The following is an 18,413-nucleotide window of genomic DNA, read 5'->3' as shown; positions in this document are numbered from 1 at the left end:
TATAGCACATCTTTTAAGTTGTGATGTTTTGGCACCATATGTAAGTATTTATGTTATAATTTTCAATATAACAAGCAAATCTAATTCAGGAAAGATGAGCAGAAAAATTATTGTGAATATACAGAAGAAGATACAAAGGAAAAATTAAAAATGAAATGTCTAGATACTTTATTCCTACAAGGAGGCAGAGATGGATTTAATTGATTTAAGAAAGTTTGATTTTGATATGTTTGAAGTTGTTTCAGAAAATGATAGTGAATTAATTTTTCAGGGTATAGAGCTTGAAAATGGTATATATAAAAGTTACGTCTATATTTATTATTTTACAAATAAATGTGTTGAAAGGATAAATAAGGTAGGTATAGAAACTGCTGAATGTGGTTTACATGATAATTGTATACTAAATAATTATTTATATACCTGCTTAACTAAGGCGAATAGTGAAGGCAAAGAAATGTATATATATAGGATAAGTCTTACTGATGGAGGAATAGAAAACCTTTATTGCATAACAAAAAATGCATTTGTTAATATTTTAAGTGATAGATATGTATTGGTTAATGGAAATGATTATAAAATTGATAAAGAACATTCTGATTTAGAAAAAGAATTAAAAGGAGAATATGATTATGCTATATTATGTGACTTGGAGGGGAAAAAGGAATATAAAATAAATGATATAAGGATTGCTTCAGGAATTAGGGATTACTTTATTCCGTATTCAGTTGATGGAAGTAGATACGTTGTTTTTGAAGAAGCATATATGTATGACGTGGAACTTCAAGAAATATTTGAGAAAGGAATAGGAAAAGAAGACTTTTACAGGAATGGTTACAGAGAAAGTATAAATATTATTTCATTAAGTAAGTTTGCTGAATCAGTAAAGAGTGGATGTAATGTAATTCCATTTAAAGAAATTCATAAAACAGAACTTAATGCTTGGACAAGATATTTTGGTATGGATGATGAAAATATTTATTATAGAGTAATGAATTTTGAAACCAAAATTGAACAAATATTTTTAGTTGATAAAAGAAATTTTGAAAAAAGAATATTAAAGAGTGTAAAAAGTGATACGGATAGTTCATCTTATAGTTACTACAATTTATGTCACAATATAAAGAATAAAGAAATATACGAAATAATAGTTGTCAATAAAAATAAATACATTATAAAAGGAATTTATAAGAATAGTTATAATATTGTGCTAGATGATGTAAGAGAAAGTTTTCAAGGGGTAGTTGGTGACTATATTATAACAGAATTTTGGACAGAGGATGACAATGGAGATAATTATAAAGATTTTGTGAAAATAAAAAACACTAAAGATAACTCTGTGAGTATATACGAAGGAACCTGTACAATAATTAAAGATAAATTAGTGTTATTTAAATATTTATAGATTTTATATAATACCATACATTTTCATTATATATTTTAAGATGTATGAAAAGTAACTCCAAATCGGCATTTTTACTATAAATATTTATATATTTTTATATAAACATATATTACAAGAGGCAGATCCTAGTAAAAGGTTCTGCCTCTTCTATTAAACACAATTTATTTAGCAAGCTGTAGTCTTTTAATTACATAGAAGCTGATGCCTGCGCAAATAATAAAAATTATTAAGAGAGGAGTTAGAAACAATAAATCTAAATTAGTTGCTTTCATCAACTCAAAACCCCAGGTTGCAGGAAAAGCTTTGCTTATAATCATAAGGAATTTTGGCAATAGTTTAGCAGGAAACATTATTCCAGAAACCATAATTGAAGGTAAGAAAATAAGTTGAGAGATCATGGTGAGTCTAGATGTATTTTTAATTATAAGCCCTAAAATTACTCCAACACTTAAACTGCAAACTATAAAAATAGCTAGTACTAAAAAATATTTAAAAATGTTTTGAGGGATTGAAGCTTTAAAGAAAATTGGTGCAGTTAAATAAATTATTATACTGACTATAAATAGATGCACAAAGGATGAGATAAAGTTGGTTAGCACAGGAACATACATAGGAATGCTACCAACTTGGAATGATTTTTTTAAGTCACTTCCATAAGTTTGTGATATTGGAACTGGGACACCTAGAATCGCCCCCATAGTAATACTGAATATGGACATTGATTCAATTAATGTTTTCTTAGAATCAGGAGTGATAGTAGTAAATATACCTCCCATGAATCCAAAAAAAACTAATGGTACAACATAATAAGTTAGCAAAATACCTTTATTCCTAAAATCTATTTTCCATTGAAGTAAGACTTCATATAAAAATGCTTGCATTACTTTCCCTCCTTTGCAATAGTTAAAAAGCTTTCTTCTAATGATTGATGTATAATTCTTATATCAAGCACAGAATTTGATATGCTTTTAAGATAAGTTAATATTTCTAATAAAGCATCACTAATATTAATAGTTACAAAGTAATGATAGCTTCCTTCAGTTTTTAAATAACTAGAATGGCTAAAATTAGTGCAAATAAAAGGATCAGTGGTCTTAATTTGCAGTGTTATTTCTGATTGCATCTCTAAAATCAGTTCACTAGGAGAACCCATAAATACAAATTTACCACCTTTTAATATTGCGATTTTATCACATAAATCTTCTACTTCAGCCATATCATGACTTGATAAAATAATTGTTTTTCCATTTGATTTTAATTTTCTTATTTGCTCATGGAGTGCAATTCTACCCTCTACATCAAGCCCAGCAGTTGGTTCATCTAGAAAGATTATATCTGGATTTCCTATCAGTGCTAGTGCCAGATGAAGACGCCTTTTTTGTCCAGTTGACATCTGACAATATTGTTTGTTTTTTATTTCATTTAAACCAAGACTTTCAAAAAGTGAAATATCAACAACTGTTTTATTCCACTTGCTAAATAGGGTAAATGCTTCTATTGCTTTAATATTTGAAGGTAAGGACGCTGACTGCAATTGGACACCGAATTTACCTTGAACGAATATTTTCCCACTGTCGTATTTTTTTAGTCCTTCAATACATTCAAGTGTAGTGGTTTTGCCTGCACCATTTGTACCTAGAAGTGCAAATATTTCACCTTTATTGATTTCAAATGAAATATCATTAAGAACAGAATTTTGTCCATAATTTTTTGTGAGATTTTCAACTTTTATAGCTAAAGTCATTTTAATCCTCCTTTTTTAATGGATTATCAATAGAATTATTTTTAAAATATATTTCTAAAGCTTTGCCAATAAAATTATCAGCTGCTTTCTGTTTTTTCATCATTTCTTCAGTCCAGAATTCTTTGGTTTTATTAAATGCAATTAGTTTTGGTAGCATACTTAAGTCGCCTTCAGTGAAATCCATGACCAAAGTCCACCACTGTTTTGCAAGATCTTGTCCTTCCTCATTTTCTGGACTTATATTTTGTTCAGAAAGTGAGGCTATATCATCACAGAGACTCTGCCATTTGTTAAAAAGGGCTCGTGCAATTTCAGGTTCAATAGAGTATTTATCCCTAGCATGTGTTAGAAGATTATCATCAAAAAATTTAATAACCCAATAACCTTCATTTTCTTGTTGAATCATTGAGATTATATTTGCATATTTGTTGAAATCTACATCATGACTTTGTTTTACTTCATCTCTTAAGGATTGGATTGCATTTACTGCTTTTTGTAACTTGGAAATTTGAGAATTAAGAGATTTTTCTTGAGAATTTAATATATTTATTACATCATTAGGATCATCTAAAGAAATTAGTTTATGTTTTATATCCTCTAAAGAAAATCCTAAGTATTTAAATGATAGAATTTGATGAAGCTTTACTACATCCTTCTTTGTATATAATCGCCTACCACCTTCACTCTTTGAGGATGGAGTTAGTAATCCTTGTTTATCGTAATATTGTAATGTACGAACTGTTATGTTCATTATCTTAGCCAGTTCACCAACTGTTAATAACTCTTTAGTTTTCATTTTTTTACCTCCTAATGATTTTATTATATAATATAACGTAGCGTCACAAGCAACAATATATTTCAAAAAATTTTAAAATATAAGTTTATATACGACAGACTATTGTCGCAATTTTAGTGCTATACTAGTAATGTAAAAAATGGAAAGGGTAGTTTATGTTATTATGAGTAAGAATGTTTATGAACAATGTCCTATATATGAGAAAGAATTAATTACGTTAAGAAAAACAAGTAAGGAAGATGTAGAAGACTTACTTAAATGCTATTCAGATGAAAAGGCAGTGCCGCTATTTAATTCTGATAATTGTAATGGAGATGATTTTCACTATATAACTATGGAAAGGATGCAAAAAGCAGTTGACTTTTGGGAGTTTTCATATGCTAATAAGTACTTTGTAAGATGGACTGTAATTTTAAATAACACAAATGAAAAGATTGGAACAATAGAAATGTTTCATGCAAGTGCAGAAGGTGATTTTAACCATTATGGTATTTTGAGAATAGATCTTCAAAGCAAGTATGAGATCCAGTCAATTATAGAAGATATATTAGATGTTTCAAATGAGTTCTTTTATGAACTCTTTGGTGTTGAAGTAGTTCTTACTAAGGCAATTCCAGAAGCCAGTGAACGAATTTTGGCATTGAAGAGCAGTGGCTTTAAGCATATTAATAGAAAATTTAGGAATTATGATGATTATTACTATAGATAAAATATAATTTAAAGTTGAAGATTTAAAAACATACAAAAGTAACCTCAACGTTGTGAAGAGGTTACTTTTTTTATAGTAATTATTGACAATAATTTGATATAAAACTATAATGAAATTATGAAAACAACAGATATAATTTCATTAATTTCAAAAGTAAGAGAAAGTGCAAATAAATTTATTATAAATGAGATGGATAGTTGGGGGATAAAAGGCTTAGTACCATCCCATGGAGATATTATTTTTGCTCTTTTATATCGAGAAAAACTGACAATGAAAGAATTGGCTGAGAAAATAGGTAAAGATAAGTCAACAGTAACTGCACTTGTAGACAAATTAATAAAGCAAGGCTATGTTGAGAAAGCAAAAGCTATTGATGATAATCGTGTAACATTTGTAGCCCTAACTGAAAAGGGTAAGGAATTGAAACCAATGTTTGAATCAATATCAAGCGACTTAATGTCTACAGTATACAAAGGAGTTTCAGAAAATGAGAAGGAGGAACTATTAAGAATATTAATAAAAATAAAAAGTAATTTTTAAATTTTTTTAGTCAAATAGTTTGATATAAAACTAATGTATATTTCTTGAAAATGATGATTGTTTTTTGATTGATGAATTATATTTAAGTTTTTTATCCGATAGCTAGCATCCGTAACACGCCAACTTCTTTAAGTTGGAGATAACGGCTGCACACTCCTGGATAAGTTCAACTAAGATTCAGATGGGGATACACCCCACCTGAATCAAGTCTCACTTGATAAGATAAACAAACTACGTTTGTGTGAAAGTGTGTGTACCAATTAAATGGAGGAAAAATAAAATGAAAGAAATTAAGATTTATAGAAATATTATAAAGTTAAAGAATATCGAAATGTTCTATCTAGATACTAAAACTGAAGGACCAGTTATACTTTGTTTACATGGGTTGTGGGGAAGAGCAGAGAATTGGGTTGATTTCATGAAAAAGTATGGGAATCAATATAGGGTTATTGCACCAGATCAAAGGGGACATGGACTAAGTAGTAAACCTATATCAAAGTATACTGGTGAGGAAATGGCAGAGGATATATTTGAGTTGTTAGCTGAGTTAAACATAGAGTCAGCAATTTTAGTGGGTCATTCTATGGGAGGTAGAACTGCTGCATATTTAGCAGCAGAACATCCTAAGTTAATAAAAGCATTAGCTATATTAGATATGTCAGCAGCAGGCCCAGAAAAGCAGAGTTCTATGCCTCTAGAGGAACTTAAAGAAAATGATGGAATGACCCAAGATTGGCCACTACCTTTTTCTAGTTTAAGTGAAGCAAGCAACTTTATTAAGCAAGCTTCTAGTTCCAATTTGGAATATGAGTACTTTATGAAGAGTTTAGTTGAAACTGTGGAAGGTTATAAAATGCTCTTTAGTGCAAAGGCTATGACAGCCATACGTGAATATTATGAAGATTGGTTTCATCTACTACCAAGCATAAAGTGTTTAGTACTTTTAATTAAATCAAGCAATCCTGAAGAAGTGCCAGATGATGAATATAATAAAATGAAGTCTATGATTTCTAATTGTATTCCTTGTAAAATGTCACATCCGGATCATAATGTTCACTTAGCAAATAAAGAAGAATTCTATGAATATTTTGATGAATTCTTAATGAAAATATAAATTATCTTATTTACAGAGCAGTCTAACATTTAATAATTAATTTTTATAAAGAATAAGCTGAAGATTGAGAGTAAAATGCCACTCAATATAGGTAGAATAAAGCTTGGAATAGCGTTCATTAGCACTCCAGCGATAATTAATGCAACAGGAAGAATTATTTTTGCAACGCTTATACCAAGACTTAAAACTCTACCTCTAAATTCATCAGAAACTGTTTGCTGTAATATATAGAAGAGTGGTATATCAATGCAGGATACTGCTGTTCCTGCGAGGATCATAACAATAAGGAAGTATATCAAGTAGAAAATTTCATTTGATATTTTATAGTGGAGTATAACAGAAACTCCTATTGATATCATACAAAAGGCTAGCAATAAATTAGTTGATACTATAATTTGTTGATATGAATATTTGCTAATGGCTTTCTTGATTATAATAGCTCCTAAAATCATTCCAATAGGGAAAGCTGCTTCTATTATTCCAAAAAAATTAGTATTGAGTACTAATATATTATTTATTATATAAGGCATTGGCACAGTTATTGAAAGTCCCATAAAGAAGTTTAGAGCCACAAGAACTCCTAAGAGATTAATAATATTTTTTCTGCTCTTTAAATAAGTAAAGCCGTCAAATGTATCTTTTAAAATATTAAATTTTAGAGATTCTTTCTCTTCAGCATTATAGTTAAACTTAAAATTTATAAACAATTCAAGTAAAGCAGATAATAAAAAAGATAGGCCGTTAATTAGGATGAATAATTTAACATCTAAAAAGGCATAAACTATGCCACCAATCATGGGACCTGCTATAGAGGAGGAAGATTCTATTACTTTGCTTATAGAATTTATTGACATAAGATACTTTTTTGATACTAAGTTAGGTTTGGCAGCTTCTGTAGTAATTCCATAGACAGTTGAAAATACATTTAAACAAAAGGTGCTTATATAGATCATTGATATATTTAGTGGATACTTTAAGGTTAGTAGATAAAGACATATCATAATGAGTCCGTTTATAGAATCACCAATTATAGATAGAACTTTTTTATCAATTTTGTCAGCCAGTACCCCTGCAAATGGACTTACAAGTATTGTTGATATAATGCTAAGAGTTTGAGTTGTGGCAAAGCTTAAGCTTGAACCAGTAATTTTTAAAACATATAGACTAATAGCAAGATTGTATATGGATGTTCCAAACAGAGATATGCAGCTTGCAGCTGAAAATAAAGTTAAGTTTGATAATTCTTCATTTTTTAAGAAGTTAATTTTTGATATAACTAGTGCTTTCATTTACAATCACTTTCCTTTAGACATCACTATATTTTGAGGAAGATGCCTTGAGTCCATTGTAAAACCTAGTGCTATCACCATTTCAATATGTAATTTAAGAAAAATTTCATTGAAAAATGAATAAAAGATAGGGTCAACCCTATCTTTTTCCTAGAAATAAATATGAGTAGATTTTTTCTCCATTTTCAAAAAAGTTCTCATATTTTCCACCTTCATCAATATAGTTTGATATATTTTCATCAATTATGTTGTAGTCAAGCTCTGAAAGTTGTTGCTTAACGTGTTTTAACGAAAAATTATTCCTAAAAGCATCTTTAATTTGGCTGTTACTTACAAAATTCTTAAATAAGATATAGCTTCCGATTAAATCTGAATCATTCTTAGTATAATCATTAGTTAGTTTCAATAAAAAATCTTTATTTTCAAAACTGTAATTAGTTGTTCCTGAAATATCTACAATTGTATCCACACAATGATTTTTTATTGGAATACTGAGAAAATCAGAACATATAAAAAGAATATTTTTCTTACAGTTAGAAGCTTCCAAAATGCTTTTTAAAAATATGTGTCTATTTATATCATGATCTACAGCTATATATAAGGAATCGTTAGGTAGACTTTCATAAATGTTTCTCAAAAAGAATCCTATTCCTGAACCTAATTCAAGGATTACTTTGCTATTTAAAGTGGCAAAATCTATCTTTTTATTGAACCAATCCACACTTTTATATAGATTATTAAGAAAATGATTACTAGTAGTATTCATATATTCCATTATATAATCCATATCAAACTTAATGTCATAATCTAAGTCTTTATTTGTAAGTTTTAAAATGCCACTCTCAATTATGTATCTTTCACCGCAAGAACAAACTAAATTACCATTAGCTATTTGATTTTTTACTATATTTCCATCAGCTAACTCTAAATCATGTCCACATTTTAAACATTTTAGTAGATGGAGTGTATTTATATTTACTCCTATGGTAGTTTTATTGCTAGCTTGAATTTTTGAGATTTGGTGTAATTTTAGCCTAAGATTTTGTTGCATAATAGAAAGATCATTTATTTGTGTCTCTAACTCCTTATCTTTGTTAATAAAAAGAGTTTTAATACATTGATTTTCTTCATAATTGATAAGTTTTGCTAATTTTTTATATAATAATATTGACTTAATTTCATTTAATGAAAATCCCATTGTCTTAAGCTCTAGAACAGTATCCAAATCATTTTGACATTTAGAGTCAAAGTCGTACTGACCACCCTTCTTTTCAGGTGTTATTAAACCCTTGTCCATATAATGTCTAATTGTATCAATAGTTAAATTATTTATTTCAACAAATTTACCAATCTTCATTTAATCAACCTCTACTAATGATAATATTTATAATTGTTATTAGGTATCTGAAAGTACATAGGTTTATATGCTAGTCTATTTTCAGAGGCCTTAATTGATACTTGAAACATATTAAATAATTATATCACATTAGCAAACAGGTATTGTTTAGAAATAGTAGTATAAAATTAATATAGATATACACACTAATAAGATATTGACATATGATTTAATTAGGACTAAAATTATCCAAAAGATATATGGATATGACGATGATAGAGAAAAGTAGATTTATATGATACTTACAGAGAGTAGGAGTTTCTGAGAATCCTGCAGTTGAAGATATTTTGAAGTTCCCTCTGGAGTTTTAAGCTGAAATATAATTAGGCAAGACGGAGCTTTCGCCGTTACAAGAAAGAGGATATCGGATTTAGTTTCCTGTATCTATTTGAGATATTAAGTAGATTGTGAAATTTAGAATATAAATTTTATAATTAATTTGATAATTAAGGTGGTAACACGTGAGTTTAACCTCTCGTCCTTTATGGGACGGGAGGTTTTTATTTTTATAGACAAAAAGGAGTGAAGAATAATGGATAATCTAATTGAGCCATTAAAGAAAATTGCAGTTGAAGCTTTAGAGCAGGCAAAAACTAATGAAGAACTTGAGGATTTGAGAATAAAATTTTTGGGGAAGAATGGTGAGTTGACAAATATTCTAAAGTCTTTGAGTAAATTTAGTATTGATGAAAGAAAAACAATTGGTGCAGAAGCAAATAAGTTAAAGGCCTTTATTACAGAAAGAATTTCAGAACTTAAAGATGAATTCTCTAATAATAATTCAAAAGGTAAATTTGATGATACACTTCCGGGAAATGAATTTGAAGAAGGAACCTATCATCCAATTACTATAGTTCAAAGAGAGATTGAAGAAATATTCAAAGGTATGGGGTTTATGATAGCTGATACAAATGAGGTTGAAACAGATTATTATAACTTTGAAGCGTTGAATGTTCCTAAATATCATCCAGCTAGAGATATGCAGGATACTTACTGGTTAGAAAATGGAATGGTGTTAAGAACTCAAACTTCAGCAGGGCAGCAGCATATAATGGAGCAATTTTCTCCTCCAATAAAGGCTATAATCCCAGGAAAATGCTTTAGAAATGAAGATATAGATGCTTCTCATGAAAATACATTTTACCAGTTAGAAGGTATTGTAATTGATGAGGGGATATCAGTATCAAATTTAATTTATACCATGGAAACAATGCTAAGCAAAGTGTTTGAGAGAAAAATCACAGTAAGACTTAGACCAGGATATTTCCCTTTCGTGGAGCCAGGATTTGAGTTGGATATAAAATGCGAAATATGTGGTGGAAAAGGATGTTCCACTTGTAAAAACTCAGGATGGGTAGAGCTATTACCTTGTGGTATGGTTCATCCAAATGTATTAAAGTATGGTGGAATTGATAGTGAAAAATATACTGGTTTTGCATTTGGACTTGGTCTTACAAGACTTGCAATGATGAAATACGGTATACCTGATATTAGAGTTTTCAATTCTGGTAACTTGAATATATTAAAACAATTCAAATAACTGTGGGAGGTAAGGAAAATGAAGATATCATTAGATTGGATAAATGATTATGTAGATATAAAAGATATAGATGTGCAATGGCTTGTAAGTAAATTTACAATTACAACAGCTGAAATAGAGGAGGTACATCATGTAGAAAATGATGTGATAATTGAAATTGACAATAAATCTTTGACTAATAGACCAGATTTATGGTGTCATTATGGAATAGCTAGAGAGATTGCTGCAATCACTGCTAGAAAGTTAAAAAGTGTAGATTATGTAGGAGAACAGGATTTAAATTGTTCTGATGGAGAGAAGTTAGAAGTTGAACTTCAGGATAAAGAAAAATGTTTAAGATATTCTGCTATAAAAATTGATAATGTTAAGGTGAGTAGTTCACCAGAGCTTATAGCTACAAGATTAATAAAATGTGGTATAAGGCCAATTAATATAATAGTTGATTTAGCAAACTATGTTATGCTTGATGTTGGTCAGCCGCTTCATACTTTTGATGAAAAAGGCATTGATTGTATTAAGGTGACTTCAATAGATAAGGAAATTAAGTTTAAATGCCTTGATGATTTAGAAAGAGAAGTGCCAAAAGGTACCTTAATGATATGCAATCAGGATAAGCCTTTGGCTATAGCAGGAATTATAGGTGGTGCTGATTCTGCAGTTTCAGAAAACACAGAAGGAATAATACTTGAGTCAGCTACCTTTGAGGGTGTAAATGTAAGAAAAACAGCTTCAGCCATTGGCGTAAGGACTGATGCAAGTGCAAGGTATGAAAAACTTTTGGATACAGCAATCACAACTGTGGCCATAGGTAGGTTCTTAAAACTTTTAAAACAATATCAACCACAGGTAGAACTTAGAACATTATTGTATGATAATATAATAAAACCTGTAGAATCCATAAATATTAGCATTGAGCATAAATATATTGAAACTTATTTAGGAAATACAATAGATAAAAGTACTATTTTGAAGATATTAAATAGTTTGCAGTTTGAAGTACAGGAAAAAGGCAGTATTTATAATATAAAGGTACCAACCTACAGAGCAACAAAGGATATTAGCTGTAAAGCTGATATTATTGAAGAAATCCTTAGAGTTTATGGATATGATAATATAAAAGGCAGTCCATACAAAGCAGAAACTGTTTGTCCTGTAAGAAATGTTATGAAAGATATGGAATATTCAATAAAGGATTTACTTGTAAAGAAGTTCAATTTTAATGAGGTTCATTCTTATTGCTGGTATGATAATAATTGGGTTGAAAAATTAGGATACAATTATGATAGTGCTTTGAAAATAGCTAATTCAAGTGTTAAGCAGTTTGATAAGTTAAGAAGTGATATGGCTCCAAACTTATTAAAGATGATTTATGATAATAGAAAAAATTATGAAGAAATCAAGATTTTTGAGATTGGGAGAATATTCTCAATGCAGAAAAATGAGTTGGCTCAACCTAAGCATTTTATTGCTGCAATTTATAGCAATAAAGAAGAGGAAGAAGTGTATAGATATTTAAAGGGTATTTGTAGTTACTTATTGAGCAATATAAAAAACATTCAGGTAGAATATAATCCTATTAAAGAATTAAATAAGGCTTGTTGTCTTGAAATCAAATATAAAAATATAGAGTTAGGGTATATTTATTCAATACCAACAACTGCACTGAAGTTATTCGGTAATAAACATGTAATTAGTATTCTAGATATTAATTTGGAAGTATTAAATTCAATTGAAAAACAAGAAATTAGATATGTTCCTGTTTCAAAATATCCAGAGACCTATTTAGATTTTAGTATTTTAAGTTCTACAGATATGCCGTATGAATGCATAGGAAAAATTATTAAGGTTTTTACTCATGAACTACTAATTAAGACTCAATATATAGATACCTATATGGGAGCAAATGTTCCTGAGGGAATGAAGAGTACTACTTTTAGAATGACTATTGGTGATAAAAATACAACTTTACAAATTGAAGAAATAAACAAGGTAAAGGAGCAATTTATAGATTACCTTAGCAAAAATGGGCTAAAGCTTAGATAAAAGATATTTTTGGTGATGTTTTTTTGAATAAAGAATAGTATAGAAATGTTTTATATCTTCTAGTTCTATTATCTGAAACATTATAATTATATATGGGATTGACTACCATATATAATTATAATGAGATGGAGGAAATAATTATGGAAGCATATAAAAATATAAATTCAATTAATGAAGTAAAGGAAGTTCTTCATAATTTTCAAGAATTGTATACACATAAGGATATAAGTCAGATTGAAGGATTTGTAAATGATACATTTTCATTGAATGATGGACTTACTGTACTTGGAAGTGGGATGAATCAGTGGTGTTTTAATGTTGATGATATAAAAGAGCTTATTAAATCTCATTTTGATCCGAAAGACAATTACTGGAGAGAAATAGATTTTAAATTTGAAAAAGCTAAGATTTTTGCAAATGAAGATGTAGCTTGGGTTGTGTCTATCGGAAATATTAGAAATACTTTATTTGAAGAGTCACAAATAGAAAGTACCATTAGTAGAGTAAAAGATATTTTAATGAAAGAAAATAAGTCAAAAGAAAATGCCTTGGATGCAACAAGAAAGATTGCTAGAACGTTAAGAGAAATAGACAAGGGTGAAAATTATGTATGGCCTTTTAGATTTACTTGTGTGCTTATAAAGGAGAATGATACTTGGAAATTTCATCAAATGCAGTTTTCTTTTGATTCTGAATCATGGAGATACAGACTTACTGATAAAAATTATGATAGGAGTATATTTGAAATACCTAAAGGTAATTCAAGTGAAGAAATCAAAGAAATTAGAAAAGTACTTCAAGTATTCCAAGATGGATATACAAAAAGAGATTTAAATTATGTTGATGAATATATGAAGGAAGTTTTTCTAGATGATGAGGATTTAGTAGTAATAGGAACAGATGCTGAGGAACTTTGCTTAGGAATTGATGCTACTAGAGGAATAATTAAATCAGATTGGGAATATTGGGGGGATTTTAAATTCAACGTGGAGGAAGCAATAATAAGTGTTAATGGAGATGTTGCTTATTTTACTACAAAAGCAATTTTAAGCAGAAGTATATCCAATGAAACAATTCTTAAATGGATTAGCAACCAAGCTAAATATACATTTGAATCTCAAGTAGCATCAAAACAGAAGCTAATGGAAGTTCTTTTTGATACTATAGATTTCCTTTATGAAAGTGAGAGAGGAGAGATTTTTATTACGCCAATGAGATTCTCTGGAGTTCTAGTAAAAAATGCTAGAAGATGGCTTATTCAACATGTACAATACTCAGATTATGCAGAGTCAATGCCAGAAGTTAGGATAGAAAGCTAAAGAAAGACAATATTCTGCCAAGGTATTTTATTTAAGCATGTTAAAAGCAGTTAAAAATTGTTATGGAAAAGGTATAAGCGAATTAGAAATATATTGAAATAAACATAAAATAGGAAGAAGAAAAATTGTAACAGAACTAGAGGGGTATCAGAAATTGGTACTCCTTTAATTTTACTTAAATATAAAATTTAGCAATCTGAATCAAAAGTTATAATTAATATAAACTTATAATCTAAACATAATCTTAGATAAATTATGATTTTAGGAGGATTAGTTGATATGAAAGATAATGTAAAGGAAGTAGTGTACAAGCATTTGGTGGTTAGCGGTACCTCTTACGAAATAGGAAAAATGGAGGGGGAATTTTTAAAGAAGTATCATCAAGAGCAGATTAATATGTTTGTGAGTGGAAATGATTGGGCTAAACCTGTTTCTAAAGTAAAAGTAAACAAAGCTATGGAGGCTTTTAATAAATACTGTCCATATATAAATGAAGAGATAGCAGGGTTAGCTGAAAGTTTAGGAGTTACTGCTGAAAGTATAATACATTATGCTTTTTCTTATGTGAGTAAAGGTAATTGCAGTCATTTTGCAGTTCTTCCAAGTAAGACTTTGGACGAACATCTGTATGTTGGGAGAAGTTATGAGTGGAGTACAGATGATGAACTGAGACTTATGACAACAAGAGGAGATGGACTTAATGCACATATTGGTTTTTCGCTTCTTCTTTTAGGAAGGTTAGATGGTATAAATGAACATGGTCTTTGTGTAACTATGTCAAATGCAATACCCTGTGAGCAATCAGAGGAAGAAGGATTAAGATTTTGGATGGTAATTCGTATTCTTTTGGATAAATGTAAAACTGTTGAAGAAGCAATAGCACTTATAATAGAACTTCCAATATCATCGTACTGCAATTTAATAATAAGTGATAAGAGTAATAAAGTAGTACTTGCTGAAATTTGTAATTCAACAAAGGTTTTTAAGAATATTGATGAGAATACAGAAGATGCCTATGTTTGTTCAACAAATCATTATACTTTGGATGGAATGGAAAGTTGTATTAAAAACAGAATGAGACAATCTGTGGATAGGTATAACACGATAGTAAGAAATTTAGATATCAAAAACAATATTAGTAAAGAAGAAATAAAAGGAATACTTTCAAAACATATGCCTGAAGGAGTAGCATGTCATTATTATGATTATGGGTTAGGGACACTTTGGTCTATGATATATGATGTTACAATGAATAAAGTTGAAATGTGCTTTGGTTCTCCAGTAGTGAATAAATGGTATACTCTTGATTTGAATTCAAGTGATGGGATGACGGAATATAATGTTATTTTACCTTTAGAAAAGGCAGAGGAAACTATGTGGGAAAAAATATAAATAGAATTCTTATTTACAATTTAAAAGTATAATTGATTTTAATATAAATTTTAGAAGTGCTATAATTTTGTTGTGCTTCTAAAATTTATAAATGGATGTGATAATTGTGAACTATTATTATGATAATATATTAAATTCTGCTAATTACATAGAGGAGAATCTCACCAATGATATAAATATATCAGACATAGTTGAGCGTGCAGGATTCTCTAAATTTCATTTCTTAAGAATTTTTAGAGCTATATCTGGGTATACAATAAATGATTACATAAAAAGAAGAAGGATGACTGAAGCAGCAAAACTTCTAATTAGTACAAATATGAGAATTATTGATATAGCTATATTATATGTGTATTCTTCTCAAGAAGCATTTACAAGAGCATTCAAAGATGTATATAACGTTACTCCTAATTATTATAGAACTAATAAAATTTCCTATTGCAATCTTAATCAATTAACATTGTCAGAAGAAATATTAAAGTCTAAGGGGGACAATGAATTTATAGAACCAATAATTGTAGAAAAAGATAGTTTTACATTAGTAGGTTTAGAATATGAAGGTAAAAATAGCAAGCATGAAGTGCCTAAGTTATGGAATCAGTTGTATGAAAATATGGGTGATATAGAGAGAAATGTTAGCAATCAAGCATGCTATGGTTTAGAACTCTATGATGAAATATCAGAAGAAAATGGATGTTTTAAATATATAGCTGGATTTGAGATTAATTCATATAGCGCTGATATAAAAGCAGATAAGAAAATTGTAAAAATAGAAAAATCTAAGTATGCAGTGTTTCCTATAAAAGCAATAATAGATAATATTCCTAAGACTATATCAAAAATATATTCTGTATTTCTTCCTCAAACAGGTTTGAAAATCAAATGTAATTATGATTTTGAATATTATGATGATAATTTTATCCCCAATAGCAACGAGTCTTTTTTGTATTTTTATATACCAATTGAATGATAATACAATCTAAAAAAATTATTGAATTAACTAATGAATATGTATATTGACTCATGAAATATATGTAGAATAAGGTGTATAAAAAAAATAAATTAAAATAAAAATAAGTAAGTATACTACTTTTAAATACATCATATGAAGTGAGGTGCAATGGGTGAAGAAAAGAAGGTATTCAATATGGGCTATTTTAGTAATTGCTATTATTTTAATTTTTAATATGAGTACTCAGGCTGTATTTGCAGCTTCAAAACCACAGAAAAATAAAAATCTTGCTATATTAGTAGATCTTACAGAAGAAAGATTGTATTTAATAGATACAAAGAAAAATTTAATTATAAAAAAATATAGTATAGCTAGTGGAAAACCTGAAACTCCTTCTCCTATAGGTACATGGAAAGTTATTGGCAAGGATCAATGGAGCGGTGGATTTGGTACAAGATGGATTGGATTAAATGTACCTTGGGGAAAGTTTGGGATTCATGGCACTAATAAACCAGGATCAATAGGGTCAGAAGCATCACACGGTTGTATTAGAATGTTGAATAATGATGTTGAGGAATTATATCGGTATGTTAGACATGGCATGATAGTAAGCATTTATGGAGGACCATATGGGGCTTTTGAATGGGGATTTAGAAGATTGCAACCAGGTGATAGAGGTTCAGATGTTTTAGAAGTGCAAAGAAAAATGAAAGATAAGGGTTACTATCCTGGAAATTTAGATGGAATATATGGAGATGGAATGAAGGAATTTGTATTAAAGTTTAGGAAAGACAATAAGCTTGAGATGACACATGATATAGATTATAGATTTTATAAAAAATTAGGGATAATACTGATGGATTGAGAAAATAGTAAATATCAAATTAATGTGTACTATTTCTATAAATTATAAGTTATCATTCTTGCTGAAGTTGTTTTAAAATGATAATATATATGTAAAATACATGTGCTAAAATTTGGAGTGTTAAATTATAAGAGAAAAGCATTTTAAGCATAGTTTATAATATGGAGTGATAATGTGAAGAGTTTAGTAGTTTTTTATTCGTTGGAAGAGCATACAAAGTCAATTGCTAATATTGTTGCTAAAGAATTAAATGGTGATTTACTAGAATTAAAACCTGAAAAAGAAATTCCTAAGAATGGATTCAAAAAGTTTCTTTGGGGAGGAAAAAGCGCTGTTTTCAAAGATAGACCTAAATTACAAAATGAAATTCCTGATTTGGATAGCTATGATACTATTATTATAGGAACTCCAATTTGGGCAGGAACATATACACCTGCCATAAATACTTTTATTAGTGATAATAAAATAAAAGGGAAGAAGCTTGGATTTTTTGCCTGCCATGGTGGAGGCGGTGCAAAAAAATGTTTTGAGAAGTTAAGAGGTATATTAAGCGAAAATACAATACTGGGGACAATTGATTTTGCAGATGCAGAAGAAGATGAAGAAAAAATAAAGAAAGTTAACAATTGGATATCAAATTTTATAATAAAATAGATATTTATTTTTAAACCATAATTAAATTTATGGTTTAATTTTTTAGTTAAATACTTGAAAGATAACATTGTATAATACAAAAGAATAAATTTAAGCAAACGCCATAAACTATTAGTTGTTAATATAAAAGGATAGGGAGTAAATAACTCGACTTATTGGAGAATAAATTATGAAAAAGTATTTGTTAGATACTAATATTGTAATTGGTCTGTGGAGAAAATATCAATATGTTATGGATAAGCTTATTCAGGATAAAAAAATAAAAATATTAAAAGAAGTATGTGAAGAACTTGTGGTAAAAGAGAGAAGGCAATTTAGAGGACAACAGGTTTTATCAGAAAGATTTTGTAAGTTGCTACTATTTGATATGGAGGTTGATAGAAAAAATATTTCGGAATTTTATTCTTTATTAGATATTAAATATTCTAAAAGAGGGAATACTTACTTTGATAAAAATAAATTATCAGAGAATGATTTATTGCTTCTGTATTCCTGCTACTTTGATGATGATTTAATACTAGTAACTGAAGATAAATACTTATTAAATGCAGCTAAAGTTGTATTGGGAGAAGATAAAGTTTTAAGTTTAATTATGTTAGTTGATTCAATTAAGTTGTAAATAAGGGTATAACTTCATATTGAATTGCTATAAATAAAA

The 18,413-nt window shown here is 28.8% G+C and carries 17 protein-coding genes and 1 other annotated feature; of the genes, 12 read left to right on the top strand and 5 right to left on the bottom strand.

Annotated elements, in window-relative coordinates; translation table 11 throughout:
- Positions 1-190: 190 nt before the first annotated feature.
- Positions 191-1,402 (top strand): hypothetical protein, encoded by a 1,212-nt coding sequence (locus tag OCU47_RS09715; protein WP_261828402.1) that lies wholly within the window; start codon positions 191-193, stop codon positions 1,400-1,402.
- 161 nt (positions 1,403-1,563) lie between these two features.
- Here OCU47_RS09715 and OCU47_RS09710 read toward each other — a convergent pair whose 3' ends face one another.
- Genes OCU47_RS09710 through OCU47_RS09700 form a run of 3 tightly spaced genes read right to left on the bottom strand, consistent with a single transcriptional unit; the run spans position 1,564 to position 3,942 of the window.
- Positions 1,564-2,283 carry an ABC transporter permease gene (locus OCU47_RS09710; RefSeq protein WP_261828401.1) on the bottom strand — a complete coding sequence of 240 codons (720 nt, stop codon included), beginning with the start codon at positions 2,281-2,283 and terminating at the stop codon, positions 1,564-1,566.
- Entirely contained in the window at positions 2,283-3,146 is an 864-nt protein-coding gene (locus OCU47_RS09705) for an ABC transporter ATP-binding protein (RefSeq protein WP_261828400.1), read from the bottom strand. Before OCU47_RS09705 ends, OCU47_RS09710 begins: the two co-directional genes overlap by 1 nt.
- A gap of 1 nt (position 3,147) precedes the next feature.
- Positions 3,148-3,942 carry a MerR family transcriptional regulator gene (locus OCU47_RS09700; RefSeq protein WP_261828399.1) on the bottom strand — a complete coding sequence of 265 codons (795 nt, stop codon included), beginning with the start codon at positions 3,940-3,942 and terminating at the stop codon, positions 3,148-3,150.
- A 163-nt stretch (positions 3,943-4,105) separates the two neighbouring features.
- Here OCU47_RS09700 and OCU47_RS09695 point away from each other — a divergent pair, with 163 nt between their 5' ends.
- The 3 genes from OCU47_RS09695 to OCU47_RS09685 all read left to right on the top strand — a co-directional run bounded on the left by OCU47_RS09695 (position 4,106) and on the right by OCU47_RS09685 (position 6,305).
- Positions 4,106-4,651 carry a GNAT family N-acetyltransferase gene (locus tag OCU47_RS09695; protein ID WP_261828398.1) on the top strand — a complete coding sequence of 182 codons (546 nt, stop codon included), beginning with the start codon at positions 4,106-4,108 and terminating at the stop codon, positions 4,649-4,651.
- Positions 4,652-4,768: 117 nt separating this feature from the next.
- On the top strand, positions 4,769-5,191 hold the full coding sequence (locus tag OCU47_RS09690; RefSeq protein WP_261828397.1) for a MarR family winged helix-turn-helix transcriptional regulator: 423 nt from the start codon (positions 4,769-4,771) through the stop codon (positions 5,189-5,191).
- Positions 5,192-5,471: 280 nt separating this feature from the next.
- Positions 5,472-6,305, top strand: coding sequence for an alpha/beta fold hydrolase (locus OCU47_RS09685; protein ID WP_261828396.1), 834 nt, complete (start codon positions 5,472-5,474; stop codon positions 6,303-6,305).
- Positions 6,306-6,334: 29 nt separating this feature from the next.
- Here the strand turns inward: OCU47_RS09685 and OCU47_RS09680 are convergent, their stop codons facing one another.
- Entirely contained in the window at positions 6,335-7,594 is a 1,260-nt protein-coding gene (locus OCU47_RS09680; protein ID WP_261828395.1) for an MFS transporter, read from the bottom strand.
- Positions 7,595-7,733: 139 nt separating this feature from the next.
- Complete coding sequence (locus tag OCU47_RS09675; RefSeq protein ID WP_261828394.1) at positions 7,734-8,951, bottom strand: MerR family transcriptional regulator; 1,218 nt, start codon at positions 8,949-8,951, stop codon at positions 7,734-7,736.
- A gap of 242 nt (positions 8,952-9,193) precedes the next feature.
- Positions 9,194-9,476: a binding site (T-box leader), on the top strand.
- A 46-nt stretch (positions 9,477-9,522) separates the two neighbouring features.
- Here OCU47_RS09675 and pheS point away from each other — a divergent pair.
- The 8 genes from pheS (at position 9,523) to OCU47_RS09635 (ending at position 18,374) form a co-directional block, all read left to right on the top strand.
- A complete protein-coding gene (gene pheS / locus OCU47_RS09670) occupies positions 9,523-10,530 on the top strand; it encodes a phenylalanine--tRNA ligase subunit alpha (protein ID WP_261828393.1) in 1,008 nt (335 codons plus the stop codon).
- A gap of 18 nt (positions 10,531-10,548) precedes the next feature.
- Positions 10,549-12,573 (top strand): phenylalanine--tRNA ligase subunit beta, encoded by a 2,025-nt coding sequence (gene pheT / locus OCU47_RS09665; protein WP_261828392.1) that lies wholly within the window; start codon positions 10,549-10,551, stop codon positions 12,571-12,573.
- A 140-nt stretch (positions 12,574-12,713) separates the two neighbouring features.
- Positions 12,714-13,892 (top strand): nuclear transport factor 2 family protein, encoded by a 1,179-nt coding sequence (locus tag OCU47_RS09660; protein WP_261828391.1) that lies wholly within the window; start codon positions 12,714-12,716, stop codon positions 13,890-13,892.
- 279 nt (positions 13,893-14,171) lie between these two features.
- Positions 14,172-15,284, top strand: a complete 1,113-nt coding sequence (locus OCU47_RS09655) for a C45 family autoproteolytic acyltransferase/hydrolase (protein ID WP_261828390.1) — start codon at positions 14,172-14,174, stop codon at positions 15,282-15,284.
- Positions 15,285-15,390: 106 nt separating this feature from the next.
- Positions 15,391-16,254, top strand: coding sequence for an AraC family transcriptional regulator (locus tag OCU47_RS09650; protein WP_261828389.1), 864 nt, complete (start codon positions 15,391-15,393; stop codon positions 16,252-16,254).
- A 217-nt stretch (positions 16,255-16,471) separates the two neighbouring features.
- Positions 16,472-17,101, top strand: coding sequence for a L,D-transpeptidase family protein (locus OCU47_RS09645; protein ID WP_376778057.1), 630 nt, complete (start codon positions 16,472-16,474; stop codon positions 17,099-17,101).
- 174 nt (positions 17,102-17,275) lie between these two features.
- Positions 17,276-17,755, top strand: coding sequence for a flavodoxin family protein (locus OCU47_RS09640; RefSeq protein WP_261828387.1), 480 nt, complete (start codon positions 17,276-17,278; stop codon positions 17,753-17,755).
- A gap of 169 nt (positions 17,756-17,924) precedes the next feature.
- The gene (locus OCU47_RS09635) at positions 17,925-18,374 is read left to right on the top strand and encodes a PIN domain-containing protein (RefSeq protein ID WP_261828386.1); all 450 of its coding nucleotides are present in this window, start codon (positions 17,925-17,927) and stop codon (positions 18,372-18,374) included.
- Positions 18,375-18,413 lie beyond the last annotated feature (39 nt).

It is taken from the genome of Clostridium sp. TW13, from assembly GCF_024345225.1.
Lineage (GTDB): Bacteria > Bacillota > Clostridia > Clostridiales > Clostridiaceae > Inconstantimicrobium > Inconstantimicrobium mannanitabidum.
This window is presented reverse-complemented; position numbering and strand designations above follow the sequence as displayed.